The following is a 25,717-nucleotide window of genomic DNA, read 5'->3' on the forward strand; positions in this document are numbered from 1 at the left end:
AGGATGTGCGCGCGCGGGCCGCTGGTGCACGCTTGGGTGGGGTGCGGTCCCCGGACGGAGGAGATTGATGGCGTACCTGATCGGCGTGCTGATCTTCGTCGTCGTGCTGCTGGCATCCATCGGGCTGCACGAGGTCGGGCACATGGTGCCCGCCAAGCGGTTCGGCGTCCGGGTCAGCCACTACATGATCGGCTTCGGGCCCACGCTGTGGTCGCGGACCAAGGGCGAGACCGAGTACGGGTTCAAGGCGATCCCGCTCGGTGGCTACGTGCGCCTGGTCGGCATGTACCCGCCCGGGGACGCCGTCGGTAACCCGCGGGCGCGCACGTGGATCGGACGCCTCGCCCGGGACGCGCGCCAGGCCAGCGCCGAGGAGATCCGCCCCGGCGAGGACGGACGTGCGTTCTATCGGCTGTCGACGCCGAAGAAGCTCGTCGTCATGCTCGGCGGACCGGTCATGAACCTCGTCATCGCGTTCTTCCTCATGGCGATCGTCTTCGTGGGCATCGGGCTGCCCGGCCCGACGACCACCGTGAGCTCCGTCAGTGCGTGCGTGATCCCGGCCGACGCGCCGGCGACGCGCACCTGCACGTCCACCGACGCGGCGGCTCCGGGCGCGGCCGCCGGCCTGCGCTCCGGCGACACGGTGGTCTCCTACAACGGCACCGCGGTCGACTCCTGGGACCAGCTCACCGTGCTGATCCGGTCGACCGGCGACGAGGCCGTGCCGGTGACGGTGCTGCGCGACGGCAAGCAGGTCGAGCTGTCGGTGACCCCGGTGGTGGCCGAGCGCCCCGTCTACGACGCGAACGACAACCCGGTGCTGAACGCGGACGGCACCCCGAAGACCACGTCGGTCGGCTACATCGGGATCGGCCCGAAGCAGGAGACGCAGCGCGAGTCGATCTGGCAGATCCCGGGTCGGGTGGCGACGATGACCGGCCAGACGGCGTCCGTCGTCGCGACGCTCCCCAGCAAGGTCGGTGAGCTCTGGAGCTCGACGGTGCACGGCACCCCGCGCGACACCAGCAGCGTCGTCGGGGTGGTCGGCATCGGCCGGTTCGCCGGCGACATCGCCTCCGAGCACGACATCGACTGGGGCCTCAAGCTCGCCGGCCTGCTCCTGATGCTGGCCAGCCTGAACATCGCCCTGTTCGTCTTCAACCTGATCCCGCTGCCGCCGCTCGACGGCGGCCACGTCGCCGCGGCGCTCTGGGAGGGCGGGCGTCGGCAGGTGGCCAGGCTGCGAGGCCTGCCGCGCCCGGGGCCGTTCGACAGCGCCAAGCTCGTGCCGATCGCCTACAGCGTGTTCGTCCTGCTCGGCGGCGTCGGCCTCCTGCTGGTCTACGCGGACCTCGTCAACCCGGTGCAGATCTGAGGGTGATGTCGTGCACGCCACGTCCGGCGGGGGAGCGCCCGGCACCGCGGGTGCGATGATGGCGAGGTGAGCATCCCGATCAGCCTCGGCATGCCGGAGGCGCCCGCACCCGTGCTGGCCCCGCGGCGTCCCACCCGCAAGATCCGCGTCGGCAAGGTGTTCGTCGGCGGCGACGCCCCGGTGAGCGTCCAGTCGATGTGCACGACGCCGACGACGGACATCAACAAGACCCTGCAGCAGATCGCCGAGCTGACCGCGGCGGGCTGCGACATCGTCCGTGTCGCCGTGCCGACGCAGGACGATGCCGACGCGCTCGCCACCATCGCGCGCAAGTCGCAGCTGCCGGTGATCGCGGACATCCACTTCCAGCCCAAGTACGTGTTCACGGCGATCGAGGCCGGTTGTGCGGCGGTCCGGGTCAACCCCGGCAACATCCGCAAGTTCGACGACCAGGTCAAGGAGATCGCCCGCACGGCGACGGATGCCGGCGTCTCCATCCGGATCGGCGTGAACGCTGGCTCTCTCGACCCGCGCCTGCTCGCCAAGTACGGCAAGGCCACGCCGGAGGCGCTCGTCGAGTCGGCGGTCTGGGAGGCGTCGCTCTTCGAGGAGCACGGCTTCCGTGACTTCAAGATCTCCGTCAAGCACAACGACCCCGTCGTGATGGTGCGGGCGTACGAGCTGCTCTCCGAACGAGGCGACTGGCCGCTGCACCTCGGCGTGACCGAGGCCGGGCCGGCGTTCCAGGGCACCATCAAGTCCGCCACCGCGTTCGGCGCGCTGCTCAGCAAGGGCATCGGGGACACCATCCGCGTGTCCCTGTCCGCGCCGCCGGTCGAGGAGGTCAAGGTCGGCATCCAGATCCTCCAGTCGCTCAACCTGCGGCCGCGCAAGCTGGAGATCGTGTCCTGCCCGTCCTGCGGTCGGGCTCAGGTGGACGTCTACACGCTGGCGGAGCGCGTGACTGCGGGCCTCGAGGGCCTGGAGGTCCCGCTGCGGGTCGCCGTCATGGGGTGCGTCGTCAACGGGCCGGGCGAGGCGCGCGAGGCGGACCTGGGCGTCGCGTCCGGCAACGGGAAGGGCCAGATCTTCGTGCGGGGCGAGGTCATCAAGACCGTCCCGGAGGCGCTCATCGTCGAGACGCTGATCGAGGAGGCCATGCGGCTCGCCGAGTCCATGGACCCCGTCGACTCCGGCGCCGGTGCCCCTGTCGTCACCGTCGGCTGACCGAGCGGGTCCCGTGGGCGGGCCTACCGCAGATTCATCAGATCGGCGTGCCGAAGATGGGGTGAATCCGGCCGAGGTGGTGCAAGATCGCCTCATGGTGCAACGTCGCGCTGCTCTGCTCGACAACCGAGCCGGAGGTCGGGTCCTGACGGACATCGACCTCGAGGGCGCGCTGGCCGTCTGCGCACGTGATGCGGTCGGTTCTGTGCTCGCGACGGCCCGGTTGGAGCAGGCCGTGGGACGCGGTCTGCGTGCGGCAGGTGGCAGCCTCTGGGGATTCGAGCAGGACGGCGAGCTCGTCGCGATCTGCTTCGCCGGCGCGAACATGGTGCCCCTCGTACCCGTGGACGACTCCCGAACCGTGAGCCGGGCGCTCGACGCGTTCGCGGGACTCGCCCGGCTGCAGGGCCGTCGGTGCTCGTCGATCGTCGGACCGGCCGATGCCGTGCTCGGCATGTGGAGCCGGCTGCGGCAGTTCTGGCCAGCGGCGCGCGAGGTTCGCGACGACCAGCCGTCGATGGTGATCGACCATGCCCCGCTGGTGACGCCCGACCCGGCGGTTCGGCGGTCGAACCCCGACGAGTTCGACATCGTCCTGCCGGCCTGCGTGCGGATGTTCACCGAGGAGGTCGGCTACTCGCCCGTGAGCGGTCCGGGCGGCCCGTACGAGACGCGGGTGCGCAACCTCATGACGCAGGGACGCTCGTTCGTCCGCGTCGAGGAGTCCGCCAGGCGATCCCGCGGTGACGTGGTGTTCAAGGCCGAGCTCGGTGCCGTCGCGGGCGGTGTCGCGCAGGTCCAGGGCGTGTGGGTGTCGCCCGACCGACGCGGCGAGCGGCTCTCGGAGTCGGGTATGGCCGCCGTCGTGCAGGCGACCCGCACCGAGGTGGCCCCGCTCGTCTCGCTCTACGTCAACAACTACAACGCGCGGGCGCTGGCCGCCTACCGGGCCGTCGGGTTCCGCCAGGTCGGCACCTACGCGACGGTCCTCTTCTGAGGCCTACCGCAGCAGGCGCGACATCCGCCGGTCCGCCAGCGGTTTGCCGCCCGTCTGACAGGTCGGGCAGTATTGCAGCGCCGAGTCCGCGAACGACACCTCGTGGACGGTGTCGCCGCAGGGCACGCCGTCCCAGCCCGGGCACGGCTCGCCGGTGCGCCCGTGCACGCGCATCCCTTGGCGCTTGGCGTCCTTGAGCTCGGCCGCGGGCTTGCCCGACGCCGCGCGCACGGCCTCGGTGAGCACGTCGTGGATGGCGGCGTAGAGCGTCGCGGTCTTGGCGGCGTCGAACGACCTGGTCATGGCGAACGGGCTCATCCGGGCGACAAGCAGGATCTCGTCGGAGTAGGCGTTCCCGATCCCGGCGATCGTGCCCTGGTCGCGCAGGAGGCCCTTGACCTGCTGGTTGCGCCCAGCCAGCAGCTCGGACAGGCGCTCGGGCGTGAACTCGTCCGAGAGGGGTTCGACGCCGAGCGTCGCGATCTGCGGGACGTCGGCCGGGTCCTGCACGACGTGCACCGCGAGCCGCTTGCGGGTCCCGGCCTCGGTCAGGTCGAAGCCGGCCCCGTCGTCGAACCGCACGCGCAGCGCGATCGGGGACTTGCCCGGCCGCACGGGACGCTCGGACAGCTGCTCGGACCAGCGCACCCAGCCCGCGCGCGACAGGTGCCAGACCAGGTGCAGCGGCTCGCCGGTCGCCGTCGCGACCATGAGGTCGAGCCACTTGCCGTGCCGCTGGACGTCGACCACCACCCCGCCCTTGAGCGCGTCCGGCGGCGGGCGGAACGTCTTGAGCGCGCTGATCGCGCCGATCTCGACCGACGTCACGGTGTGGTCGACCGCCCGCCCGCGCAGGAACTGCGCGAGCGCCTCGACCTCGGGCAGCTCCGGCACGCACCCATCGTGGCGCATGACTGCTCGATCTGCGGGAGCAACTAGGCTCGCGGTCATGCTTCTGCGCCTCTCGACCCTCTTCTTCCGCACCCTGCGCGAGGACCCCGCCGATGCCGAGGTCGCCAGCCACCGGCTCCTGGTGCGAGCCGGCTACATCCGCCGCGCGGCGCCCGGCATCTACACCTGGCTGCCGCTCGGGCTGCGCGTGCTGGCCAAGGTCGAGGCCGTCGTGCGCGAGGAGATGAACGCTGCCGGCGCGCAGGAGGTGCACTTCCCCGCGCTGCTGCCGCGCGAGCCGTACGAGGCCACGGGGCGCTGGACCGAGTACGGGCCCAACCTGTTCCGGCTGAATGACCGCAAGGGTGCGGACTACCTGCTGGCGCCCACCCACGAGGAGATGTTCACGCTCCTGGTCAAGGACCTGTACTCGTCGTACAAGGAGCTCCCCCTCGCGCTGTACCAGATCCAGACCAAGTACCGCGACGAGGCTCGGCCGCGCGCCGGCCTGATCCGCGGACGCGAGTTCATCATGAAGGACGCCTACTCGTTCGACATCGACGACGAGGGCCTCGAGGCCTCCTACCAGGCGCAGCGAGCCGCCTACCAGCGGATCTTCGACCGCCTCGGACTCGAGTACGTGATCGTGGCGGCCACGTCGGGCGCCATGGGCGGCTCGCGGTCCGAGGAGTTCCTGACGCCGACGCCCATCGGGGAGGACACGTTCGTCCGCTCGGCCGGCGGCTACGCGGCCAACGTCGAGGCGGTCACGACCGTCGTGCCCCAGGCGCTGCCGTTCGCGGACGCACCCGCGGCGCACGTGGAGGACACGCCCGACACGCCCACCATCGACTCGCTGGTCGCCCTCGCGAACGAGCGGTTCGCCCGCCCGGACCGCGCCTGGAGCGCGGCCGACACGCTCAAGAACGTCGTCCTCGCGCTGGTGCACCCGACGGGTGAGCGCGAGCTGCTCGTCGTCGGCCTGCCCGGCGACCGCGAGGTGGACCTCAAGCGGCTCGAGGCGTCGGTCAGCCCGGCCGAGGTGGAGGCCGCCGGCGATGCCGACTTCGCCGCGCACCCCGAGCTGGTGCGCGGCTACATCGGTCCCGCGGCGATGGGTCCGAACGTCGCGGTCGCCGAGGGGGCCGAGCGCACGGCGGTGCGCTACCTGCTCGACCCGCGCGTGGTTGCCGGGACGCGGTGGATCACGGGGGCGAACGAGCCCGGTCGGCACGTCTTCGACCTGGTCGCGGGCCGCGACTTCACCGCCGACGGCACGGTCGAGGCCGCCGAGGTGCGCGCCGGTGACCTCGCGCCCGACGGATCGGGTCCGCTCGAGCTGGCGCGCGGCATCGAGATCGGTCACATCTTCGCGCTCGGCCGCAAGTACGCCCAGGCGCTCGGGCTGACGGTGCTGGACCAGAACGGCAAGGCCCAGGTGGTCACCATGGGTTCGTACGGCATCGGCGTGACCCGGGTGCTCGCCGCCCTGGCGGAGGCGAACAACGACGAGCGCGGCCTGGCCTGGCCCGCCCACGTCGCGCCCGCGCACGTGACGGTCGTCGCGACCGGCAAGGACCCGGCCGTGTTCGAGGCCGCCGAGGCGCTCGCGCTCGAGCTGTCGTCGCGCGGCATCGAGGTGGTCTACGACGACCGTCCGGGCCGTGTCTCGCCGGGGGTGAAGTTCGCCGACGCCGAGCTGATCGGGGTCCCGCTGGTGGTCGTCGTCGGCCGCGGGCTGGCCGAGGGGGTCGTGGAGGTCCGCCCGCGGACCGGCGGCACCACCGAGCAGGTCCCGGTCGACCAGGCCGCCGACCACGTCGCGGGCCTGGTCGCCACGCTGCTCTCCGCCTGAGGCGACCGCTGGCTGACTGCGGCGTCCGCGGGCGCGGACGTCGAGGTCAGCCGGCGGGCTTCTGGGTCTGTTCGGGGAGGCCGGGGAACGGGACCGGGGTCGCGCCCCAGGTCCCGGCCGCGCCGGTCGCGGCCTGGAGACCGTCGACGAGCGGGAGTCGCGCGCCCACCGGGGCGCCCGCGACGGCGTTCGCGTAGGCGTCCGCCACCGCGGACTCCAGCGTGCGGCCGAGTGCGACGGCCGCGGTCGGGTCGTCGAGCCCGGTCGGCAGGGCGTACGACGCACGACGCGGATCCTGCGCGGTGCCGTCGGAGCCCGAGGCGCGGGCCCACTGCTCGCCGGCCGACCGGTTCGCGGCGGCGGCAGCGACGGCCGCCGCGCGCTGGTCGCCCGCGAGCTTGGCCGCGATGACCTCGAAGCCGAAGCCCGCCTGGTCGTGCGCGAGCGCGAGGGCGTCCAGGTCGGTGGCCGACGCCGTGCTCGGGCTGGGTGCGGGCGTGGGCGCCGGAGTCGCGGCGCCGTCCACGGGCGGGGTCACGGTGGGGACCGGCAGGCCGGTGGCCTGCGCGAGGCGAGCGGTGAGTCCCGCCCGCGACGTCGCGATCGACGCGACGAGTCGCGCGAGAGCACCGTCGTCCACGGCGTCGGCGTCGGCGAGCGAGGTGGTCGTGGCGGCTGCCAGCTGGGCCAGGAGCGTCGGCGCGTCCGGCGTCACCGCTGGTGTCGACGGCGAGGTGGTCGGCGTCGGCAGGCCCGAGACGTACGCGCCGCCGGCCTGCTGGGCGTGCTGGTCGGAGAACGAGGCGACGTCGGCGAGCACGCCCGCCAAGGGTTCGGCAGCGCCCGCCGGTGTCGCAGCGAGGGCCCCGGCGGCCTGGGCGAGCGCCAGAGAATCGGCGACGGTGCGGGCGCGGACCTGCTCGATCGCGTCGGGGGTGCGCGCGACCGGGGGCGACGACTCGGCGCGCAGGCCACATCCGGCCAGGAGCGCGAGAGCGAGAAGTGTGGCGAGCGCGACACCGACCCGGCGGGCGCGCGAGGCGAGATCCGGGTCGTGGTGCGGGTGCGGCTGGGCGTGCATCGCCGGTGATCCTGCCATGCGACGGACGTGCGGCGGTCGGGCACGCCCGGACTCGATACGCTGGGCTCACAACATCACAGGGTCGATCCGTTGTCTGCGCACTGACCCGCTGGAGCCGACAGGAGGCTGACGTGGCCGCGCCAGCGCACCCAGCACATGCCGAACGGGTCCGCCAGGTCGTGGAGCCGGCCGTCGAGTCCGTCGGGCTCCTTCTCGAGGACGTCGCCGTGCGGCGTTCCGCGGGCCGGTCCGTGGTCGAGGTCGTGATCGACGTGACCGAGGACGACGAGGTCGGTCTGGACCTCGACCGCATCGCCGACGCGACGCACGCCGTCTCGGACGCCCTGGACGCCGCCGAGGCGATCACCGGCGAGTACACGCTCGAGGTGATGAGCCCCGGGGTCTCCCGGCCGCTCACCGAGCGCCGGCACTTCACGCGCGCCGTCGGGCACTCGGTCGTGGTGCACCGCCACGACGGTGGGACGCTCAGCGGGCGGTTGACCGCCGTCGAGCGGACGGGGCCGCAGGACGGCACGATCGTCGTCGTGCCGGTGACGCCCGGGCTCAAGGGCCGCAAGCCGGTGGTCGGGGAGGCCGTTCAGGTGCCGCTGTCCGAGGTGCGCGCCGCGCACGTCGAGGTGGACCTGACAGGCGTCGGGCCCGTGGACGACGACGAGGCCGGCAGCGACGCCGACGCCGGACAGGAGAACTGAACATGGACATCGACATGCAGACGCTGCGGATGCTCGAGCGCGAGCGGGAGATCAGCCTCGACGTGCTCGTCTCGGCGATCGAGCAGGCACTGCTCTCGGCGTACCACCGCACCCCCGGCGCACACACCCGGGCCCGCGTCGAGGTGGACCGCAAGAGCGGTCACGTGACCGTGTGGGCCCGCGAGGAGCCCCCGGTGCAGGACGACGACGAGCCCGAGTACACGCTCCACGACGAGCCGGAGTTCGACCACACGCCGGACGGGTTCGGCCGCATCGCGACCGCGACCGCCCGGCAGGTCATCGTGCAGCGCCTGCGGGACGCCGAGGACGACCAGGTGCTCGGCGCGTTCCGCGGCAAGGAGGGCGAGGTGCTCGGCGGCGTCATCCAGCAGGGCCGGGACCCGCGCACCGTGCTGATCGACGTGGGCGGCACCGAGGCCGTGCTCCCCGCGCACGAGCAGGTTCCGGGGGAGGAGTACGTGCACGGCGACCGAATCCGCGGCTACGTGCTCGAGGTCGCCCGCGGCCCGCGCGGCCCGCAGGTGACCCTGTCCCGCACGCACCCGAACCTCGTGCGCAAGCTGTTCGAGCTGGAGGTCCCCGAGGTGGCCGACGGCACCGTCGAGATCACCGCGATGGCGCGCGAGGCGGGCCACCGCACCAAGATGGCCGTCCGCGCGACGGTTCCCGGCGTGAACGCCAAGGGCGCGTGCATCGGCCCGATGGGTGGTCGCGTCCGCGCGGTCATGGCCGAGCTGCACGGCGAGAAGATCGACATCGTCGACCACGCCGACGACCCGGCCGAGATGATCGCGCACGCGCTCTCGCCGGCCCGGGTGCTCTCCGTGACGGTCGTCGACCCCGAGGCCCGCGCCGCCCGGGTCGTCGTGCCGGACTACCAGCTGTCGCTCGCCATCGGCAAGGAGGGCCAGAACGCCCGGCTGGCCGCGAAGCTCACCGGCTGGCGCATCGACATCCGCTCCGACGCCGAGGTCCCGGGCGACCTGCAGGGTGCGAGCGCCGGTGAGTGACGTCACGATCGACGCCTGCGGTGGTACGGCCAGTGGTACGGCGCGGTAGACTTGCTGCGGCTGGGCCGGATGTCCGGCTCCTCCCGTCGAGCCGGCGGACCCCACAGACAGCGAAAACTGTCTCTGGCATGGGTCCGCTCCGGACCTGCGTGGGGTGCCGAGCCACCGGCCCGAGGTCGGCCCTGTTGAGGGTGGTCGTCGCCACGGACGCCGCGGGATCTCCCGCGCTGGTCGTGGACGTCGGTCGCCGGATGCCGGGCAGGGGGGCGTGGCTGCACCCCGATCCTGGATGTCTCGACACCGCCGAACGCCGACGTGCACTGGGGCGGGCACTGCGCAACGCAGGCCTGCTCGACGTGAGCGTCGTCCGCCGGCACGTCGAGCAGCAGGGCATGAAGGGCGCCGGGCAGATCCCGGGGTCGTAGGCCGATCGTCGATGAGGGAAGCGGGTCTGGAAGCCGATGGCTACCCGATGAGCACGCACCGATGAGTACCCAGCGATGAGTACGCAGCGATGAGTAGCGAACACTAACGACGGTCCGACCCTGTCCGGGCGGACCGAGACAGGAGAGATGTGGCCAAGGTCCGCGTCTACGAGCTCGCCAAAGAGCTCGGGGTCGACAGCAAGACCATCATGACCAAGCTGAACACCATGGGGGAGTTCGTCCGGTCGGCATCGTCGACCATCGAGCCACCGGTCGTTCGCAAGCTGCGCGACGAGTACCCCGTCGGAGCAGCCCCCGCAGCAGCAGCACCCAAGGCACCCGCGCGTCCCGCGCCGGCGCCTGCCCCCGCACCCGTCGTCGAGGCTCCTCGCCCCGCCGGCGCTGCCGCCCCGGCTCCGGCCGCCGCGGCTCCCGTCGCTCCGGCTCCCACGCGCCCGGCTCCCGCCGCCGCGCCGGCGCCGGCCACCGCAGCACCCGCGCCCGCCGCCGCGGCCGCCGCGACGGGCGCACCCGTCCGTCCCGGACCGCGTCAGGCGCCCGCGCCCGCCGCGCGTCCCGGCAACAACCCGTTCGCACCCTCGCAGGGCATGCCCCGCCAGGGTGAGCGTCCGGGCGCCAACCGCCCCGGCGGCCCGCGTCCGGGCAACAACCCGTTCGCACCGTCGCAGGGCATGCCACGTCCGGGCGACCGTGACCGTCGTCCCGCCCCCGTCGACGGTGCCCCCGTCGCGTCCGCGGGTGACCGTCCCGGTGGTCCGCGTCCCGGTGGTCCCCGTCCCGGTGGTCCGCGCCCCAACCCGGGCATGATGCCGGGCCGCACGGCCAGCGGCGTCGGCCGTCCCGGTGAGCGTCCGGCCGGTCCCGGCGGCGGTCGTGCCGGTGGCGGTGCCGGCGGTGCTCGCGGTGGCTACGCCGGTCGTCCCGGCGGTGCGCCCGGCGGCGCTCCCGGCGGTGCACCGGGTGGTGGCGGCGGCTTCGCCGGCCGTCCCGGTGGTGGCGGCGGTCGCCCCGGTGGTGCCGGTCGCGGCTCCACGCAGGGTGCCTTCGGTCGCGCGGGCGGTCGTCCCGTCCGTGGCCGCAAGTCGAAGCGTGCGAAGCGTCAAGAGTTCGAGCAGATGCAGGCCCCGTCCCTCGGTGGCGTGCAGGTTCCTCGCGGCAACGGCAAGACGGTCGTCCGCCTGCGCCACGGCTCGTCGCTGAACGACTTCGCCGACAAGATCGACGCGAACCCCGCCGCGCTGGTCACCGTGCTGTTCCACCTCGGTGAGATGGCCACGGCGACGCAGTCCCTCGACGAGGACACGTTCGGGACGCTCGCGGTCGAGCTCGGCTATGTCATCGAGATGGTCTCGGCCGAGGAGGAGGACCGCGAGCTGCTCGGGGCCTTCGACATCGACCTGGACGCCGAGCTCGAGGCCGAGGGCGACGACGACCTGACGGCGCGACCCCCTGTGGTCACCGTCATGGGTCACGTCGACCACGGAAAGACCAAGCTCCTCGACGCCATCCGTCAGACGGACGTCGTCGCGGGCGAGGCCGGCGGGATCACCCAGCACATCGGTGCCTACCAGGTGCACACCACGCACGAGGGCATCGACCGTGCCGTCACGTTCATCGACACCCCGGGCCACGAGGCGTTCACCGCCATGCGTGCCCGTGGTGCGCAGGTGACCGACATCGCGATCCTCGTGGTCGCGGCCGACGACGGCGTGATGCCCCAGACCATCGAGGCGCTCAACCACGCCCAGGCGGCCGGCGTGCCGATCGTGGTCGCGGTCAACAAGGTGGACAAGGAGGGGGCCAACCCCGACAAGATCCGCCAGCAGCTCACCGAGTACAACCTGGTGGCCGAGGAGTACGGCGGCGACACGATGTTCGTCGACGTCTCCGCGAAGCAGAACGTCGGCATCGACCAGCTGATCGAGGCGGTCCTCCTCACGGCGGACGCCGCGCTCGACCTGCGGGCGAACGCCGAGAAGGACGCTCGCGGCGTGGCCATCGAGGCCAACCTCGACAAGGGTCGCGGTGCCGTCGCGACGGTGCTCGTCCAGTCGGGCACGCTAAACGTCGGCGACTCGATCGTCGCGGGCACGGCCTACGGCCGCGTCCGTGCCATGTTCGACGAGCACGGCGAGCCGGTCCTGGTGGCCGGGCCGTCGCGTCCGGTCCAGGTGCTCGGCCTGACCTCGGTGCCCCGCGCCGGCGACACGTTCATCGTGGCGCCCGACGACCGCACCGCGCGTCAGATCGGCGAGAAGCGCGAGGCGGCCGAGCGTGCCGCCCTCCTGGCCAAGCGTCGCAAGCGCGTCAGCCTCGAGGACTTCACCCAGGCGCTCGCGCAGGGCAAGGTCGAGACCCTCAACCTGGTCCTCAAGGGCGATGTCTCGGGTGCCGTCGAGGCGCTCGAGGACGCCCTGCTCAAGATCGACGTGGGCGAAGAGGTCGAGCTGCGGGTCATCCACCGCGGCGTCGGTGCGATCACGCAGAACGACGTCAACCTGGCGACGGTCGACTCGGCCATCATCATCGGGTTCAACGTCAAGTACGCGGAGCGCGTCGAGGAGCTGGCGGACCGTGAGGGCGTCGACGTGCGCTTCTACTCGGTCATCTACCAGGCGATCGACGACGTCGAGGCGGCCCTCAAGGGCATGCTCAAGCCGGAGTACGAGGAGGTGCAGCTCGGTTCCGCCGAGGTGCGCGAGGTCTTCCGGTCCTCGAAGTTCGGCAACATCGCCGGGTCGATCGTCCGGTCGGGCCTCATCCGCCGCAACACGAAGGCGCGCGTCACGCGTGGCGGCAAGATCATCGGGGACAACCTGACGATCGAGTCGCTCAAGCGGTTCAAGGACGACGCCACGGAGGTCCGCGAGGGCTTCGAGTGCGGCATCGGCCTCGGGTCGTTCAACGACGTCGAGATCGGCGACACCATCGAGACCTGGGAGATGCGCGAGAAGCCTCGCGCCTGATCTCAGTGATCCACCGACCGCGGGGCGGGTGAGGCGAGTCCTCGCCCGCCCCGCGGTCTCTCTACCAGACAAGGAGTGATCCGATGGCGGACACCGCCCGCGCCCGCAAGCTCAGTGAGCGCATCCAGCAGGTCGTCGCGCAGATGCTCGACACCCGGATCAAGGACCCCCGGCTCGGCTTCGTCACCATCACGGACGTCCGCGTGACCGGCGACCTGCAGCATGCCGACGTCTTCTACACGGTGCTCGGCGACGACGCCGCGCGGACCGACTCGGCCAAGGCGCTCGAGAGCGCCAAGGGCATCATCCGGTCGGAGGTGGGCAAGCAGACCGGCATCCGGCTGACCCCGTCGCTCGACTTCCACCTCGACGCGCTGCCGGACACGTCCGCGCAGCTCGACGCGGCGTTGATCGACGCGGCCCGTCGCGACCGCGAGGTGGCCGCGCTGGCAGCGCAGGCGTCGTTCGCCGGCGACGCCGACCCGTACAAGAAGTCCGACGAGGACGACGACGAGGACTGAGAGCCCCGACGCGAACGCCGCCCCCGGAGGACCGGGGGCGGCGTTCGTGCGTCGTCAGGCGAGCGTCTTGCCCGTGTTCCTGGGCATCCAGATCAGGACGACCGCTGCGCCGATCGCCACGACCACCGCGGCGACGTAGGCCGCGGGCTGCAGGCCCGCTGCGTAGCCGGTCGGTGTCAGGGTGCCGTTCGACGCGGTGAAGACGGCCACCAGTGCCGCGACGCCGAGGGCGCCGCCGATCTCCCGGATGGTGGCGTTGACCGAGCTCGCCGTGCCGTGGTCGTCGGGCACCATGTCCGCGAGCACCGCGGTGGCGCTCGGCGCGAACGTCAGACCCATCCCGATGCCGGCCAACGCGAGCCCGGGCACGAGGTCGGCGTAGGTCAGGGTGTTGCTGGTGACCAGCAGTCCCTGCCACGCCAGGCCGGCCGCCTGCAGGAGCAGGCCCGTCGCCAGCAGCGGCCGGACGCCGATGCGCGGCGCGAGCATCCCGGCGATCGGGGCGAAGATCATGGGCGCCGCGGTCCACGGCAGCGTGCGGATCCCGGCCTGCAGGGGAGTGAAGCCCATACCGATCTGCAGGTACTGCGCCAGCAGGAACACCAGGCCGAAGACGCCGAACGAGAAGGCGAACGCGCTGATGTTGGCCACCGAGAACGACCGCTCGCGGAACAGTCGCAGCGGCACCAGCGGGTGGTCGGTGCGGGACTCGCGGAGCAGGAAGGCGACCAGCAGGGCGACACCGAGAGCCAGGCCGCCGACGACCCGGGTGGAACCCCAGCCGTCGTCGTTGCCGCGGATGATCGACCAGACGATGGTGAGGACCGACGTGCCGGCGAGCGCGAGGCCCACCAGGTCGAGCGGCTGGCGCCGGCCGTGCGACTCGGGCAGCGCCCAGAGGACGAGCGGGATGGCGATCAGTGCGACCGGGACGTTGATCCAGAAGATGGCCTCCCAGGAGATGCCGTCGACCACGGCCCCGCCGATGACGGGTCCGAGCGCGACACCGAGGCCGGAGACCCCGCCCCAGACCCCGATCGCCATGGCGCGACGGCTGGCCGGCACGGCGCCCGCGAGCAGGGCCAGGGAGAGGGGCATGATCGCGGCGGCCCCCGCGCCCTGCAGCGCGCGCGCCCCGATGAGCATCTCGGGGCTGCTGGACAGCGCCGACAGGATCGACGCGCCGCCGAAGATCGCGATGCCCGCGATGAACACGCGCCGCCGACCGAGCCGGTCGCCGAGGGTGGCTGCGGCGATCATCAGCGTCGCGAACGAGAGCGTGTACGCGTTCACCATCCACTGCAGCTGTTCGATCGACGCGTGCAGGTCGGTGTGCAGGACGGGGAGCGCCGTGGTCATGACGAGGTTGTCGAGCGTCGCCATGAACATCGGGAGGGAGGCCGCGACCAGGGCGATCGCGGTGCCGCGACGGCGCAGGACGGGACGCGCGGGGGGTGGGGTCTGGGCCCGGGACGCTGCGGGTGTCGTGATCGTCACGAGGTCTCCTAGGGCTTGTTGGCATTGATTGATTACTAACAAGCACGACGTTAGGCATCCACTGATAACATGTCAACATGTCCGAGCAGATCGAGGTCCAGGTTCCGACGACGACGTCGCGGATGACGGGTGCGGCACGCCGCGACCAGATCCTTGCGGCCGCGCGACGCGTGTTCGCCGACAAGGGGTACGCGGCCACGACCGACGAGGTCGCCCGCGCGGCAGGCGTGTCCCAGCCGTATGTGGTGCGGCTGTTCGGCTCCAAGCGCGAGCTCTTCCTGGCCGCCTACCGGCAGGCGAGCGACGAGATCAAGGCCGCGCTGGGATCGGTCGAACCCGGCCCGGACGCCGGCGCCCAGATGGCGAAGGCCTACGTCCAGCTGCTCGACGACCGCGACCTGCTGCGGCTCACCATGCACGGCTTCCTCGCCGGCAACGACGACGAGGTGGGCACGATCGCCCGGCACACGCTCGGGGAGGCGTTCCGGCTGTTCCGGGACCGCACGGGGGCGGCCGACGACGAGGCCCGCGTGTTCGTGGCCTCCGGCATGCTCATCAACGTCCTGCTGGCGGTCGACGCCCCGGCGCACCCGGGGGAGGACGGCGGTCTCGACGCGCTCCTGGAGTGCGTCCGCTCCGGCATCGACGAGCAGCGTCGCTCCGCGTGACGCCGAAGGACGGCTCGCCGCGGCGACCGACCGCGGCGGACGGGGTCGTCGTCGTCGACAAGCCCGCCGGCTGGACCAGCCACGACGTCGTCGCCCGCATGCGCTGGCTCGCGGGGACCCGCAAGGTCGGGCACGCCGGCACGCTCGACCCCATGGCCACGGGCGTGCTGGTCATCGGGATCGGCCGCGCCACGCGGCTGCTGACGTACATCGTCGGCGCCGACAAGGAGTACACGGCGACCATCCGGCTCGGTGTCACAACGACGACCGACGACGCCGAGGGCGAGACGCTCGCGGTCACGGATGCGTCCGGGGTGACGCGTGAGGCGCTGTCCGCCGGGGTAGCGGCGCTGACGGGGCAGATCCAGCAGCGACCGAGCGCGGTCTCGGCCATCAAGGTGGACGGCCAGCGGGCCTACGCCCGGGTGCGCGCGGGCGAGGAGGTCGAGCTCGCGGCACGGCCGGTGACGGTGTCGACGTTCGACGTGCACGACGTGCGTACCGCCGACCGTGTCGTCGACGTCGATGTCATGGTCGTCGTCTCGTCGGGAACCTACGTCCGGGCACTGGCTCGAGACCTCGGGGCCGCACTGGGCGTCGGGGGGCACCTGACCGCCCTGCGGCGCACCCGCGTCGGCGGGTACGGGCTCGACGCCGCGCGCACGCTGGACGAGCTCGCCGAGGTGGCACCCGATGTGCCGATCGACGTCGTCTCGCTGGCCGACTCCGCGCGCGCGACGTTCCCGGTCCGCGAGCTGACGACGCAGGAGGCGACCGCGTTGGCCTACGGGCAGCGGCTGTCCGCGGCGGGCGAGCCGTCCGCGGGGACCACGGCCGCGGTGGCGCCCGACGGGCGGTTGGTCGCCCTCGTCGAGACGCGCGATGGCGCCGTGCGGCCGGTGCTCGTCTTCGCGCCGGCCTGAGTCAGTCGTCGGGGCCTGAGTCAGTCGTCTATCTCGGCCAACGGCCAGCCGACCGCCGCCAGCCGCGCGCTGACCCGGGCCACGTCGCTCTCGTGCGGCTCCTGGTCCAGCAGGGCGCCGATCTGCTCGCCCACCACGGCGGGCGGGATGCCGCCGTCGGGGTGGAGCAGGATGATGCGGTCGGTGACCTCCTCCACCTCCTCCTCGGTCAGCTTGCGTCGCAGGAGCGCGAGGAGCGCGACGTAGTCCTGCTCGGGGACCCCCGTGGGGTAGCCCTCGCGCAGCCAGTCGGCGACGCGGCGCACCGCGTTGGCCCGCGCCATCAGCTGGCCATGATCGTGTAGATGCCGAACACGATCGCGGCGATCACGACGAGGAAGCACAGCCCGGCGGCGACCGTGCGGATGGCTGGCCGCGCGGTGTCGCCGTCCCAGGCCAGCGACCGGACTCCGAGCGAGAAGACGGCCGGGATCCCGGCGCCCAGGAGAAGGCTCACCACCACCACCCGGACCAGGGCGGCGCCGTCGACGTACCGGCTCATGCGTTGCTCCCCGTCGGGACCGGCGCCTTGGCGGGCTCCGCCCACTCGTCGTTGACGTTGTGGTGGTTGACGGCCGTGCGCCGCGCGGCCAGGAAGATACCGGTGGCCAGCACCACGAGGATGACCAGGACGACGGCGTTGCCGAACGTGCCGTGCAGCCAGGTCTGCAGCCCCTCGGCTGCGGCGCCGACCGCGGCGGCGGAGGGCAGGGTGATGAGCCAGGCGATCGCCATGCGACGCGCGGTCGACCAGCGGACCTCGCTGCGGCGACCGACGCCCGAGCCCATGATCGAGCCGCTGGCGACGTGCGTGGTGGACAGCGGGAAGCCCAGGTTGCTGGAGACGAGGATGACGACCGCCGTCGACGTGTCCGCCGCGAGGCCCTGCGGCGACTCGATGTCCACCAGGCCCTTGCCGAGCGTGCGGATCACGCGCCAGCCGCCGAAGTAGGTGCCCAGCCCGATGGCCAGCGCGCAGCACAGGATGACCCAGACCGGCACCGCCGACCCGGCCGGCAACGCGCCGCCGGCGATCAGCGCGAGCAGGATGATGCCCATGGTCTTCTGCGCGTCGTTCGTGCCGTGCGCCAGCGAGACCATCGACGCGGACCCGATCTGACCCCAGCGGAAATCATTGGTCCGTTCGGCGCCGCCCACACCGCGCGTGATGCGGTAGACGAGCCACGTGCCCAGCGCCGCCACGGCGCCGGCTGCGACCGGGGCGATGACCGCGGGGATGATGACCTTGCCGATCAGCCCGCTCCAGATGACACCGCTCGTGCCGGCGGAGACGAGCACCGCGCCGACCAGGCCGCCGATGATCGCGTGCGAGGAGCTGGACGGCAGGCCCAGGTACCACGTGGCGAGGTTCCACAGGATGCCGCCGACGAGCCCGGCGAACACCACGGACAGCGTCACGCTGTCCTGGTTCACGATGCCCGACGCGATGGTCGCCGCCACCGCCAGCGAGAGGAACGCGCCGACGATGTTCAGGACGGCGGACAGGGCGACGGCGATCTTGGGTCGCAGTGCACCGGTCGCGATCGACGCAGCCATCGCGTTGGCGGTGTCGTGGAAGCCGTTGGTGAAGTCGAAGGCGAGTGCCGTCACCACGACCAGAACGAGCAGAGGGACGTCCGTCACGATGCCGACGGTCCTCGGCTGCGCGCGCGTCCGCAAGCCCGTCTCGCGCGAGCTTGTCGGAAGCTCGCCTACGGACGACTGGCGCGCGGTGCCCGCGAGGGATGGCAGGCTTGTCCGTCGGGCGTCCGACCGGGCTCCCGACGCCTTCGCGAGGAGCACGCGTGCAGATCTGGCGGGAGCTGGCCGCCGTCCCCGACGGGTTCGGGCCCTCGGTCGTCACGATCGGCAACTTCGACGGCGTGCACCGCGGCCACGCGAGCGTCCTCGAGCGCATGTGCGCCGACGCCCGTGCCGTCGGTGCGCAGGCCGTCGCGGTGACCTTCACGCCGCACCCGCAGCAGGTGCACCGCCCGGACAGCGCGCCGCCGGTCATCACCGGCGACGACGATCGCCTCGAGCTGCTCGAGCGCACCGGCCTGGACGCCGTCCTGTTGCTGACCTACACGCTCGAGTTCGCGCGCCAGACGCCCGACGAGTTCGTCCGGCGCTACCTGGTCGACGGGCTGCGGGCGCGGACGGTCGTCGTCGGACGGGACGTGCGGTTCGGCCGCGACAACTCCGGCGACCTGTCGACGATGGTCGAGCTCGGCCGGACCCACGGGTTCGACGTCGAGGTGATCGAGGACGTCACGCCGGCGCAGTCCGCCGACCCGGGCAGCCCCGAGGACCTCGTGGCGGACCCGCTGCGACGCCGCTGGTCGTCGACCTGGGTGCGCGAGCTGCTCGAGGCCGGGGACGTCGTCCAGGCGGCCCGGGTGCTCGGCCGTCCGCACCGCATCCGCGGCACGGTCGTGCACGGCGACGCGCGCGGCCGCGAGCTGGGCTTCCCGACGGCGAACCTCGGGCAGGACTCCACGGGTCTCGTGCCGGCCGACGGCGTCTACGCGGGCTGGCTGTGGCGTGTCGCCAGCGCCGAGGTGCTGCCGGCGGCGATCTCCATCGGCACCAACCCGACCTTCGACGGAGCCGAGCGGCGCGTCGAGGCGTACGTGCTCGACCGCACCGACCTCGACCTCTACGACCAGGTCGTGGTGCTCGAGCTGGTCGAGCGACTGCGGCCGACGCTGCGCTTCGACTCCATCGACGAGCTCGTGGTCCGGATGCACGAGGACGTGAACCGTGCGCGCGTGATCCTGGCCACCGGTGCGAGGGCGACGCCCACAGCCTGATAGTCTGTGTGCGCCGTCTGAACGGCCGCGGACAGAGAGAGCCCGGGTGGACATGCCCCGGCGCACCGCGCAACGAGTCAACCAGGAGATCGAGTGCCGCTCGAAAGTGCCGTCAAGCAGTCCATCATGACCGAGTACGCCACCCACGAGGGTGACACCGGTTCCCCCGAGGTTCAGATCGCGATGCTCACGCAGCGCATCAAGGACCTCACGGAGCACCTCAAGACCCACAAGCACGACCACCACAGCCGCCGCGGTCTGTTGCTGCTCGTCGGTCAGCGTCGCCGCCTTCTCGGTTACCTCCAGAAGGTCGACATCAACCGCTACCGCAGCATCATCGAGCGGCTCGGCCTGCGCCGATAACGCCTTCCACCAGCCCGGACCCGCCCAGGGTCCGGGCTGGTGTGGCGTTACGGCCAGTCAGCACGTCACGCATCACCACACCGCGTCGGTCCGCTCGGTCCGGTCCTCGGTAGTGGCTTCCGGAAGCCTTTTGCACGCGTCCGGTGGCCTCGATCGAAGATCGCTCGCGGACGGCCGGCGCCTTCAAGAAAGAGGAGGGCACCCATGGAGGGTCCCGAGATCCAGTTCGCCGAGGCAGTGATCGACAACGGTCGCTTCGGCACCCGCACCGTCCGCTTCGAGACCGGCCGCATCGCCAAGCAGGCCGCCGGTTCCGCCGTCGCCTACCTGGACGGCGAGACGACGCTGCTCGCCGCCACCACGGCCGGCAAGCACCCGAAGGACCAGTTCGACTTCTTCCCGCTGACGATCGACGTCGAGGAGCGGTCGTACGCGGCCGGCAAGATCCCCGGCTCGTTCTTCCGTCGCGAGGGCCGCCCGTCCACCGAGGCCATCCTCGCGTGCCGGCTCATCGACCGCCCGCTGCGCCCCCTGTTCGTCAAGGGCCTGCGCAACGAGGTGCAGGTCGTCATCACCGTGCTGTCGATCCACCCGGACGACTCGTACGACACGCTGGCCATCAACGCGGCGTCCATCTCCACCCAGCTCTCCGGCCTGCCGTTCTCCGGCCCCGTCGCCGGTGTCCGCGTCGCCCTGGTCGAGGGCCAGTGGGTCGCGTTCCCGCGGTACTCCGAGCGTGAGCGCGCGACGTTCGACATGGTCGTCGCGGGTCGCGTCGTCGGCGATGACGTCGCGATCGCGATGATCGAGGCCGAGGCACCCGAGAAGTCCTGGAACATCATCAAGCTCGAGGGTGGTGTCGCCCCGACCGAGGAGGTCGTGTCGCAGGGCATCGAGGCGGCCAAGCCGTTCATCAAGGTGCTCGTCCAGGCGCAGCAGGAGCTCGCCGCGAAGGCCGCCAAGGAGACCCAGGTCTTCCCGACGTTCCCGGACTACCAGGACGACGCCTACGCCGCCGTCGAGGCCTTCTCGACCGCGTCGCTGGGCGAGGCCCTGAGCATCGCGGACAAGCAGACCCGCGAGAACCGTCTCGACGAGATCAAGGGCGAGGTCGTCGCCGGCCTGTCCGAGCAGTTCGAGGGTCGCGAGAAGGAGCTGTCGGCCGCCTACCGCTCGGTCCAGAAGAAGCTCATCCGGCAGCGCATCCTCACGGACGGCTTCCGCATCGACGGCCGTGGCCTGCGGGACATCCGCACGCTCTCGGCCGAGGTCGAGGTCCTGCCCCGCGTGCACGGCTCGGCGATCTTCGAGCGCGGCGAGACCCAGATCCTGGGCGTCACCACGCTGAACATGCTGCGCATGGAGCAGCAGCTCGACACGCTCTCCCCGGAGACGCGCAAGCGCTACATGCACAACTACAACTTCCCGCCCTACTCCACGGGCGAGACGGGTCGCGTCGGTTCGCCGAAGCGTCGCGAGATCGGCCACGGGGCGCTCGCCGAGCGCGCGCTCATGCCGGTGCTCCCGAGCCGCGAGGAGTTCCCCTACGCCATCCGCCAGGTCTCCGAGGCGCTGAGCTCCAACGGCTCGACGTCCATGGGCTCAGTCTGCGCGTCCACCCTGTCGCTGCTCAACGCGGGTGTGCCGCTGCGCGCGCCCGTCGCGGGCATCGCCATGGGCCTCGTCTCCGACACGGTGAACGGTGAGACCCGCTACGCGGCGCTCACCGACATCCTCGGCGCCGAGGACGCGTTCGGTGACATGGACTTCAAGGTCGCCGGTACCCGCGAGTTCGTCACGGCCATCCAGCTCGACACCAAGCTCGAGGGCATCCCCGCCTCGGTGCTCGCCGGCGCGCTGACCCAGGCCAAGGAGGCTCGCCTGGCGATCCTCGACGTCATCGCCGAGGCGATCGACGTGCCCGACGAGATGAGCCCGTTCGCTCCCCGCGTCATCACGGTGAAGGTCCCCGTCGACAAGATCGGCGAGGTCATCGGGCCGAAGGGCAAGATGATCAACCAGATCCAGGAGGAGACCGGCGCCGACATCTCGATCGAGGACGACGGCACGGTCTACATCGGCGCCACCGACGGTCCGTCGGCGGAGGCCGCGCGTGCGGCGATCAACGCGATCGCCAACCCGCACATGCCCGAGATCGGTGAGCGCTTCGTCGGCACGGTCGTCAAGACCACGACGTTCGGTGCGTTCGTCTCGCTCTCCCCGGGCAAGGACGGTCTGCTGCACATCTCGCAGATCCGCCGCCTCGTCGGTGGCAAGCGCGTCGAGAACGTCGAGGACGTCCTGTCCATCGGGCAGAAGGTCCAGGTCGAGATCGGCGAGATCGACCCGCGCGGCAAGCTGTCGCTGCACGCGGTCATCGATGACGGAGCGGAGGACGCCTCGTCCTCTGCGGACGCTGCCGAGTCGGTCGACGCCTGACGTGCCGCTGGACCTTCCGCTCGTCCGTCCGGGTCAGCCGGGCGCCGAGCTGACCGTCGGGCAGGACGGCGACGCCATCGTGCGTCGTTCTGTCCTGCCCGGCGGGGTCCGGGTGCTCACGGAGCACATGCCGGGCCTGCGCTCGGCGACCGTGGGCGCCTGGGTGGGCGTCGGCTCGCGCGACGAGTCCGACGGCCACCACGGCTCGACGCACTTCCTCGAGCACCTGCTGTTCAAGGGCACCGCGCGCCGGACGGCCATGGACATCGCCGAGGCGTTCGACGCCGTCGGCGGTGAGGCCAACGCCGCCACCGGCAAGGAGCACACCTGCTACTACGCGCGGGTGCTCGACACCGACCTGCCGATGGCGGTCGACGTCATCGCGGACATGGTCACCTCCGCGCGCCTCGACGGCGACGAGCTCGAGACCGAGCGCGGCGTCATCCTCGAAGAGCTCGCGATGAACGACGACGACCCGAGCGACGTCGTGCACGAGCAGTTCGCCGCGCTGGTGCTGGGCGCGCACGCGCTCGGCCGGCCCATCGGCGGCACCCCCGACACCATCAAGGCGGTGCCGCGCGACGCCGTCTGGGAGCACTACCGCGAGCACTACCAGTCATCGACGCTCGTGGTCACGGCCGCGGGCGGCGTCGACCACGACCTGCTGTGCGAGCAGGTCACCCAGGCGCTGCACACCGGTGGATGGAGCCTCGACGAGGGCGTCGAGCCGCGAGGCCGACGCCTGTCCAGCACCGGCCTGATGGCCGGCGAGCACGGCATCCCGGCCGCGGGCGTCGAGCGCACGATCCGCCGTCAGACCGAGCAGGCCAACGTCATCATCGGAGGCACGTCCCTGACGGCTACCGACCCGCGCCGGTTCACGCTCTCCGTGCTGAACGCGGTGCTCGGCGGCGGCATGTCGTCCCGCCTGTTCCAGGAGATCCGCGAGCGTCGCGGGCTGGCCTACTCCACCTACTCGTTCGCGTCCGGGCACGCAGACACCGGCGTCTTCGGCCTGTACGCGGGCTGTACGCCGGCGCGCGTCGACGAGGTCGTCGCGCTCATGGTCGAGGAGTGGGAGCGGATGGCGGACGCCCCGATCACCCAGGCCGAGCTCGAGCGGTCCATGGGCCAGCTGTCGGGCGGTCTGGTTCTCGGCATGGAGGACTCCGGGTCGCGCATGAGCCGGCTCGGCAAGTCCGAGCTGGTCCACGGGTCGCTGATGAGCATCGACGAGTCGCTGGAGCGCATCCGCGAGGTCACCGTCCAGGACGTGCAGGAGCTGGCCGCCGACCTCGCGTCGCGCCCGCGTTCCGTGGTGCGCGTCGGACCGTTCGGCGACTGAGCGCTCAACCCAGCCGGAACGTGGCCCGCGGGATGTCGTCGACGAGCCTGCGGGCCACGCCCAGCGCGTCGTCCTCCGAGACCTGGTGGGTCGCGACGAGCGAGGCCAGGTAGGCGGCGTCCAGGCGGCGCGACATGTCGTGCCGGGCCGGGATCGAGCAGTAGGCCCGGGTGTCGTCGATGAAGCCGGAGGTCTTGGTGAACCCGGCGCTGTCCGTGACGGCCTGGCGGTAGCGCCAGATGGCGGCGGGGGTGTCGAGGAACCACCACGGCGCGCCCGCGTAGACGCTCGGGTAGAACCCCGCGAGCGGCGCGATCTCTCTGCTGAACGTGGTCTCGTCGACCGTGAACAGGACGAGGCGGAACGTCGGGTTCGTGCCGAACGCGTCGAGGATCGGCGTCAGCGGGCGCGTGAACGCGCCCGCGTCCGGCAGGTCGTGGCCGGTGTCCGGTCCGAATGCCGCGAGCGTCGGGGCGTGGTGGCTGCGGATCACGCCCGGGTGCAGCTGCATCACGAGCCCGTCCTGAGCCGACATCTCGGCCAGCCGGAAGAGCATGTTCCGGCGGTACGCGACGGCGTCGGCGGCGCCGAGGGTGCTGCGCAGCGCCTGGGCGTGGATCCGCTCGGCGTCCGCTGCGTCCAGCGGTGTGCTGCCGGCGTCGGGCACCCCCGTGTCCGTCGCGGTCCCGCCGGCCGCGACGAACGCCGCGCGTCGGGCCCGCAGGGCGGCGAGGAGCCCGGCGTAGGTGGTCGTGTCGACGTCCGCGGCGCCGGCGAGCCGCTGCAGCGCGTCCGCCCAGGTCGCCTCGGACGGGTCCATGTAGCGATCTGCGCGGAACGTCGGCAGCACCCGACCGGTGAACGCTGGGTCCGCGCGCAGCGCGTGGTGGGCCGAGAGGTCGTCGGCCGGGTCGTCGGTGGTGGCCAGGACCTCGATGCCGAACCGGTCGAACAGGGCCCGCGGCCGGAACGCGTCCTGGGCGAGCGCGTCGACCAGCTGGTCGTACAGGACGTCGGCGTTCGCGGCCGACGGGTGCTCGGTCAGGCCGAACACGTCGTGCAGCTCGGACTCGAACCAGAACCGCACGGGTGTGCCCAGGAACAGGTCCCAGTGCTCGGCCAGCCGCCGCCAGACCTCTCGGCCGGCGGCGGTCGGCGCGGCGCCGTCCCTGCCCAGGCCCAGGTCGTCGAGGGGGACGCCCGCGGCGTGCAGCAGGCGCAGGACGTAGTGGTCGGGCGTGATGAGCAGGGTCGCCGGGTCGCCGAAGGGCTGGTCGTCGAGGAGCAGGCGTGCGTCCACGTGCCCGTGCGGAGAGTAGATCGGGGCGTCCGCGACCTCCGCGTACAGGCGGCGGGCGATGTCGCGCCGGCCCGGGTCCGACGGGAGCAGGCGGTCAGGGTGCGGCTGGAGGAGTGTCACGGGTGCCTGCCGTTCGCGGCCTTCGGGCCGGTCGAGGAGCGGATGGTGAGGTGTGTGGGCAGCGTCGCGCCGCGGCGGGGGACCGGTGCCGTGGGGTCCCCGAGCCGGGCCAGCAGGATCGAGACGGCCGTGCGACCGGCTTGCTCGATGGGCGCCGTCAGCGTCGTCAGGGGAGGGTTGCAGAAGTCGGCCCCGAAGATGTCGTCGCACCCCACGATCGAGATGTCGTCGGGCACGCGGACCCCGCGCTGGCGCAGCCGCTGGAGCATCCCGATGGCGAGCAGGTCGTTGAACGCGATGCAGGCGGTGATCCCGGCGTTCACCGCGGCGTCCGCGGCGGCAGCGCCTGCCGAGCGGCGCGGGGCGAACGGGCCGATCCGCCCGGGGACGATGCCGTGCCGTTTGGCCGCGCGCTGCAACGCGCGCCAGCGACCCTCGTTCGGCCACGAGGTCTCGGGTCCGGCCGCGTAGGCGATGCGCGTGTGGCCGAGCGAGACCAGGTGCTCGACGGCCTGGTCGATGCCGTTCGGGGTGTCGATGAAGACCGTCGGGACGCCCGGCGTCTGGCGGTTGATGGCCACGAGCGGGATCTCGGCGGACAGCGCCGTCAGCCGCCGTTCCGAGAGGCGGGACGCGGCGAGGATGGCGCCGTCGTACGACCGCCGGAGCCGGTGCAGCATGCCGTCCTCGAGCTCGTCGCTCTCCTCGGTGTCGACCAGGAGCTGCGTGTACCCGGCCGCCCTCAGCTGCTGCTGCGTGCCGCGGATGATGTCGAAGTAGAACGGGTTGGTGACGTCGGAGACAAGCACGGCGACCGTCTTGGTCTTCCCGGAGGTCAGGGCGCGTGCCGAGTCGCTCGGCACGTAGTGCATCTCGGCAGCGACCTTCTGGATCCGTTCGCGGGTGGCCGCGTTGACGCGCGCGGGGTTGCTCAACGCGCGCGAGACCGTCGAGATGGCCACCCCCGCCGCCGCTGCGACATCGGACAGGGTGGCCGGCCGGGGTGCGCCGTCGTCGACGCGAGGTCTCATGATGCTCAGCGAAGCACAACATGGCAAAGAATGGCAAAGGGTTGCAGGGCGATTTGCCGTCTCCCTAGAGTTC

Annotated in this window: 23 protein-coding genes; 15 read left to right on the forward strand and 8 right to left on the reverse strand. The window is 72.1% G+C overall.

What is annotated here, in order from left to right:
- The first annotated feature begins 67 nt into the window (after positions 1–67).
- From ACPPVS_RS06730 to ACPPVS_RS06740, 3 genes are all read left to right on the forward strand, one after another.
- The gene (locus tag ACPPVS_RS06730; protein ID WP_426595254.1) at positions 68–1,378 is read left to right on the forward strand and encodes a M50 family metallopeptidase; all 1,311 of its coding nucleotides are present in this window, start codon (positions 68–70) and stop codon (positions 1,376–1,378) included.
- 66 nt (positions 1,379–1,444) lie between these two features.
- Positions 1,445–2,605 (forward strand): flavodoxin-dependent (E)-4-hydroxy-3-methylbut-2-enyl-diphosphate synthase, encoded by a 1,161-nt coding sequence (gene ispG, locus ACPPVS_RS06735; RefSeq protein ID WP_426595255.1) that lies wholly within the window; start codon positions 1,445–1,447, stop codon positions 2,603–2,605.
- A 94-nt stretch (positions 2,606–2,699) separates the two neighbouring features.
- The gene (locus ACPPVS_RS06740) at positions 2,700–3,602 is read left to right on the forward strand and encodes a GNAT family N-acetyltransferase (protein WP_426595256.1); all 903 of its coding nucleotides are present in this window, start codon (positions 2,700–2,702) and stop codon (positions 3,600–3,602) included.
- A 3-nt stretch (positions 3,603–3,605) separates the two neighbouring features.
- Here the strand turns inward: ACPPVS_RS06740 and ACPPVS_RS06745 are convergent, their stop codons facing one another.
- Complete coding sequence (locus tag ACPPVS_RS06745; protein ID WP_426595257.1) at positions 3,606–4,496, reverse strand: Fpg/Nei family DNA glycosylase; 891 nt, start codon at positions 4,494–4,496, stop codon at positions 3,606–3,608.
- A 55-nt stretch (positions 4,497–4,551) separates the two neighbouring features.
- Here ACPPVS_RS06745 and ACPPVS_RS06750 point away from each other — a divergent pair, with 55 nt between their 5' ends.
- Complete coding sequence (locus tag ACPPVS_RS06750; RefSeq protein WP_426595258.1) at positions 4,552–6,348, forward strand: proline--tRNA ligase; 1,797 nt, start codon at positions 4,552–4,554, stop codon at positions 6,346–6,348.
- A 46-nt stretch (positions 6,349–6,394) separates the two neighbouring features.
- On the opposite strand, the gene ACPPVS_RS06755 is transcribed toward ACPPVS_RS06750, so the two are convergent.
- Positions 6,395–7,447 carry a DUF4439 domain-containing protein gene (locus ACPPVS_RS06755; RefSeq protein WP_426595259.1) on the reverse strand — a complete coding sequence of 351 codons (1,053 nt, stop codon included), beginning with the start codon at positions 7,445–7,447 and terminating at the stop codon, positions 6,395–6,397.
- A gap of 113 nt (positions 7,448–7,560) precedes the next feature.
- On the opposite strand from ACPPVS_RS06755, the gene rimP reads away from it, so the two are divergent.
- The 5 genes from rimP to rbfA all read left to right on the forward strand — a co-directional run bounded on the left by rimP (position 7,561) and on the right by rbfA (position 13,106).
- A complete protein-coding gene (gene rimP / locus ACPPVS_RS06760; protein ID WP_426595260.1) occupies positions 7,561–8,142 on the forward strand; it encodes a ribosome maturation factor RimP in 582 nt (193 codons plus the stop codon).
- A gap of 2 nt (positions 8,143–8,144) precedes the next feature.
- Complete coding sequence (gene nusA, locus ACPPVS_RS06765) at positions 8,145–9,173, forward strand: transcription termination factor NusA (RefSeq protein WP_426595261.1); 1,029 nt, start codon at positions 8,145–8,147, stop codon at positions 9,171–9,173.
- 191 nt (positions 9,174–9,364) lie between these two features.
- A complete protein-coding gene (locus ACPPVS_RS06770; RefSeq protein WP_426595898.1) occupies positions 9,365–9,598 on the forward strand; it encodes a DUF448 domain-containing protein in 234 nt (77 codons plus the stop codon).
- A gap of 149 nt (positions 9,599–9,747) precedes the next feature.
- Positions 9,748–12,585 carry a translation initiation factor IF-2 gene (infB, locus tag ACPPVS_RS06775; protein WP_426595262.1) on the forward strand — a complete coding sequence of 946 codons (2,838 nt, stop codon included), beginning with the start codon at positions 9,748–9,750 and terminating at the stop codon, positions 12,583–12,585.
- Between the two features lie 83 nt (positions 12,586–12,668).
- Positions 12,669–13,106: a 30S ribosome-binding factor RbfA gene (rbfA, locus tag ACPPVS_RS06780; RefSeq protein WP_426595263.1), complete on the forward strand. Its 438-nt coding sequence runs from the start codon at positions 12,669–12,671 to the stop codon at positions 13,104–13,106.
- Positions 13,107–13,160: 54 nt separating this feature from the next.
- Here the strand turns inward: rbfA and ACPPVS_RS06785 are convergent, their stop codons facing one another.
- Positions 13,161–14,603, reverse strand: a complete 1,443-nt coding sequence (locus ACPPVS_RS06785) for an MFS transporter (RefSeq protein ID WP_426595264.1) — start codon at positions 14,601–14,603, stop codon at positions 13,161–13,163.
- A 77-nt stretch (positions 14,604–14,680) separates the two neighbouring features.
- On the opposite strand from ACPPVS_RS06785, the gene ACPPVS_RS06790 reads away from it, so the two are divergent.
- Together ACPPVS_RS06790 and truB are read left to right on the forward strand one after the other, a co-directional pair.
- Complete coding sequence (locus tag ACPPVS_RS06790) at positions 14,681–15,271, forward strand: TetR/AcrR family transcriptional regulator (RefSeq protein ID WP_426595265.1); 591 nt, start codon at positions 14,681–14,683, stop codon at positions 15,269–15,271.
- Positions 15,268–16,194, forward strand: coding sequence for a tRNA pseudouridine(55) synthase TruB (gene truB / locus ACPPVS_RS06795; protein WP_426595266.1), 927 nt, complete (start codon positions 15,268–15,270; stop codon positions 16,192–16,194). The genes ACPPVS_RS06790 and truB overlap by 4 nt, the downstream gene beginning before the upstream one ends.
- 20 nt (positions 16,195–16,214) lie before the next feature.
- Here the strand turns inward: truB and ACPPVS_RS06800 are convergent, their stop codons facing one another.
- From ACPPVS_RS06800 to ACPPVS_RS06810, 3 genes are read right to left on the reverse strand one after another with little or no spacing between them, the layout of a single operon-like run.
- Positions 16,215–16,517, reverse strand: a complete 303-nt coding sequence (locus ACPPVS_RS06800; RefSeq protein WP_426595267.1) for a DUF3349 domain-containing protein — start codon at positions 16,515–16,517, stop codon at positions 16,215–16,217.
- Positions 16,517–16,735, reverse strand: a complete 219-nt coding sequence (locus ACPPVS_RS06805) for a hypothetical protein (RefSeq protein WP_426595268.1) — start codon at positions 16,733–16,735, stop codon at positions 16,517–16,519. Before ACPPVS_RS06805 ends, ACPPVS_RS06800 begins: the two co-directional genes overlap by 1 nt.
- Positions 16,732–17,877, reverse strand: a complete 1,146-nt coding sequence (locus tag ACPPVS_RS06810) for an anion permease (protein WP_426595269.1) — start codon at positions 17,875–17,877, stop codon at positions 16,732–16,734. Before ACPPVS_RS06810 ends, ACPPVS_RS06805 begins: the two co-directional genes overlap by 4 nt.
- A 161-nt stretch (positions 17,878–18,038) precedes the next feature.
- Here ACPPVS_RS06810 and ACPPVS_RS06815 point away from each other — a divergent pair, with 161 nt between their 5' ends.
- The 4 genes from ACPPVS_RS06815 to ACPPVS_RS06830 all read left to right on the forward strand — a co-directional run bounded on the left by ACPPVS_RS06815 (position 18,039) and on the right by ACPPVS_RS06830 (position 23,193).
- Positions 18,039–19,046, forward strand: coding sequence for a bifunctional riboflavin kinase/FAD synthetase (locus ACPPVS_RS06815; protein ID WP_426595270.1), 1,008 nt, complete (start codon positions 18,039–18,041; stop codon positions 19,044–19,046).
- A gap of 126 nt (positions 19,047–19,172) precedes the next feature.
- Positions 19,173–19,409 (forward strand): 30S ribosomal protein S15, encoded by a 237-nt coding sequence (gene rpsO, locus ACPPVS_RS06820; protein WP_426595271.1) that lies wholly within the window; start codon positions 19,173–19,175, stop codon positions 19,407–19,409.
- A gap of 204 nt (positions 19,410–19,613) precedes the next feature.
- Complete coding sequence (locus ACPPVS_RS06825; protein ID WP_426595272.1) at positions 19,614–21,848, forward strand: polyribonucleotide nucleotidyltransferase; 2,235 nt, start codon at positions 19,614–19,616, stop codon at positions 21,846–21,848.
- A 1-nt stretch (position 21,849) separates the two neighbouring features.
- Entirely contained in the window at positions 21,850–23,193 is a 1,344-nt protein-coding gene (locus tag ACPPVS_RS06830) for a M16 family metallopeptidase (RefSeq protein ID WP_426595273.1), read from the forward strand.
- Positions 23,194–23,197: 4 nt separating this feature from the next.
- Here the strand turns inward: ACPPVS_RS06830 and uxaC are convergent, their stop codons facing one another.
- A complete protein-coding gene (gene uxaC, locus ACPPVS_RS06835; protein ID WP_426595274.1) occupies positions 23,198–24,613 on the reverse strand; it encodes a glucuronate isomerase in 1,416 nt (471 codons plus the stop codon).
- Positions 24,610–25,644, reverse strand: coding sequence for a LacI family DNA-binding transcriptional regulator (locus ACPPVS_RS06840; protein ID WP_426595275.1), 1,035 nt, complete (start codon positions 25,642–25,644; stop codon positions 24,610–24,612). The genes uxaC and ACPPVS_RS06840 overlap by 4 nt, the downstream gene beginning before the upstream one ends.
- Between the last annotated feature and the right edge of the window lie 73 nt (positions 25,645–25,717).

It is taken from the genome of Cellulomonas sp. McL0617, from assembly GCF_049994875.1.
Taxonomy (GTDB): Bacteria; Actinomycetota; Actinomycetes; order Actinomycetales; family Cellulomonadaceae; genus Cellulomonas.

Bases quoted from the DNA above. Each gene is read 5' to 3' on its own strand.
- ACPPVS_RS06840 (WP_426595275.1), bottom strand. From the start codon at position 25,644: ATGAGACCTCGCGTCGACGACGGCGCACCCCGGCCGGCCACCCTGTCC.
- rbfA (WP_426595263.1), top strand. From the start codon at position 12,669: ATGGCGGACACCGCCCGCGCCCGCAAGCTCAGTGAGCGCATCCAGCAG.
- ACPPVS_RS06740 (WP_426595256.1), top strand. From the start codon at position 2,700: ATGGTGCAACGTCGCGCTGCTCTGCTCGACAACCGAGCCGGAGGTCGG.
- ACPPVS_RS06755 (WP_426595259.1), bottom strand. From the start codon at position 7,447: ATGGCAGGATCACCGGCGATGCACGCCCAGCCGCACCCGCACCACGAC.
- ACPPVS_RS06805 (WP_426595268.1), bottom strand. From the start codon at position 16,735: ATGAGCCGGTACGTCGACGGCGCCGCCCTGGTCCGGGTGGTGGTGGTG.
- ACPPVS_RS06825 (WP_426595272.1), top strand. From the start codon at position 19,614: ATGGAGGGTCCCGAGATCCAGTTCGCCGAGGCAGTGATCGACAACGGT.
- nusA (WP_426595261.1), top strand. From the start codon at position 8,145: ATGGACATCGACATGCAGACGCTGCGGATGCTCGAGCGCGAGCGGGAG.
- ACPPVS_RS06800 (WP_426595267.1), bottom strand. From the start codon at position 16,517: ATGGCGCGGGCCAACGCGGTGCGCCGCGTCGCCGACTGGCTGCGCGAG.
- ACPPVS_RS06750 (WP_426595258.1), top strand. From the start codon at position 4,552: ATGCTTCTGCGCCTCTCGACCCTCTTCTTCCGCACCCTGCGCGAGGAC.
- ACPPVS_RS06730 (WP_426595254.1), top strand. From the start codon at position 68: ATGGCGTACCTGATCGGCGTGCTGATCTTCGTCGTCGTGCTGCTGGCA.
- ACPPVS_RS06790 (WP_426595265.1), top strand. From the start codon at position 14,681: ATGTCCGAGCAGATCGAGGTCCAGGTTCCGACGACGACGTCGCGGATG.
- rpsO (WP_426595271.1), top strand. From the start codon at position 19,173: ATGACCGAGTACGCCACCCACGAGGGTGACACCGGTTCCCCCGAGGTT.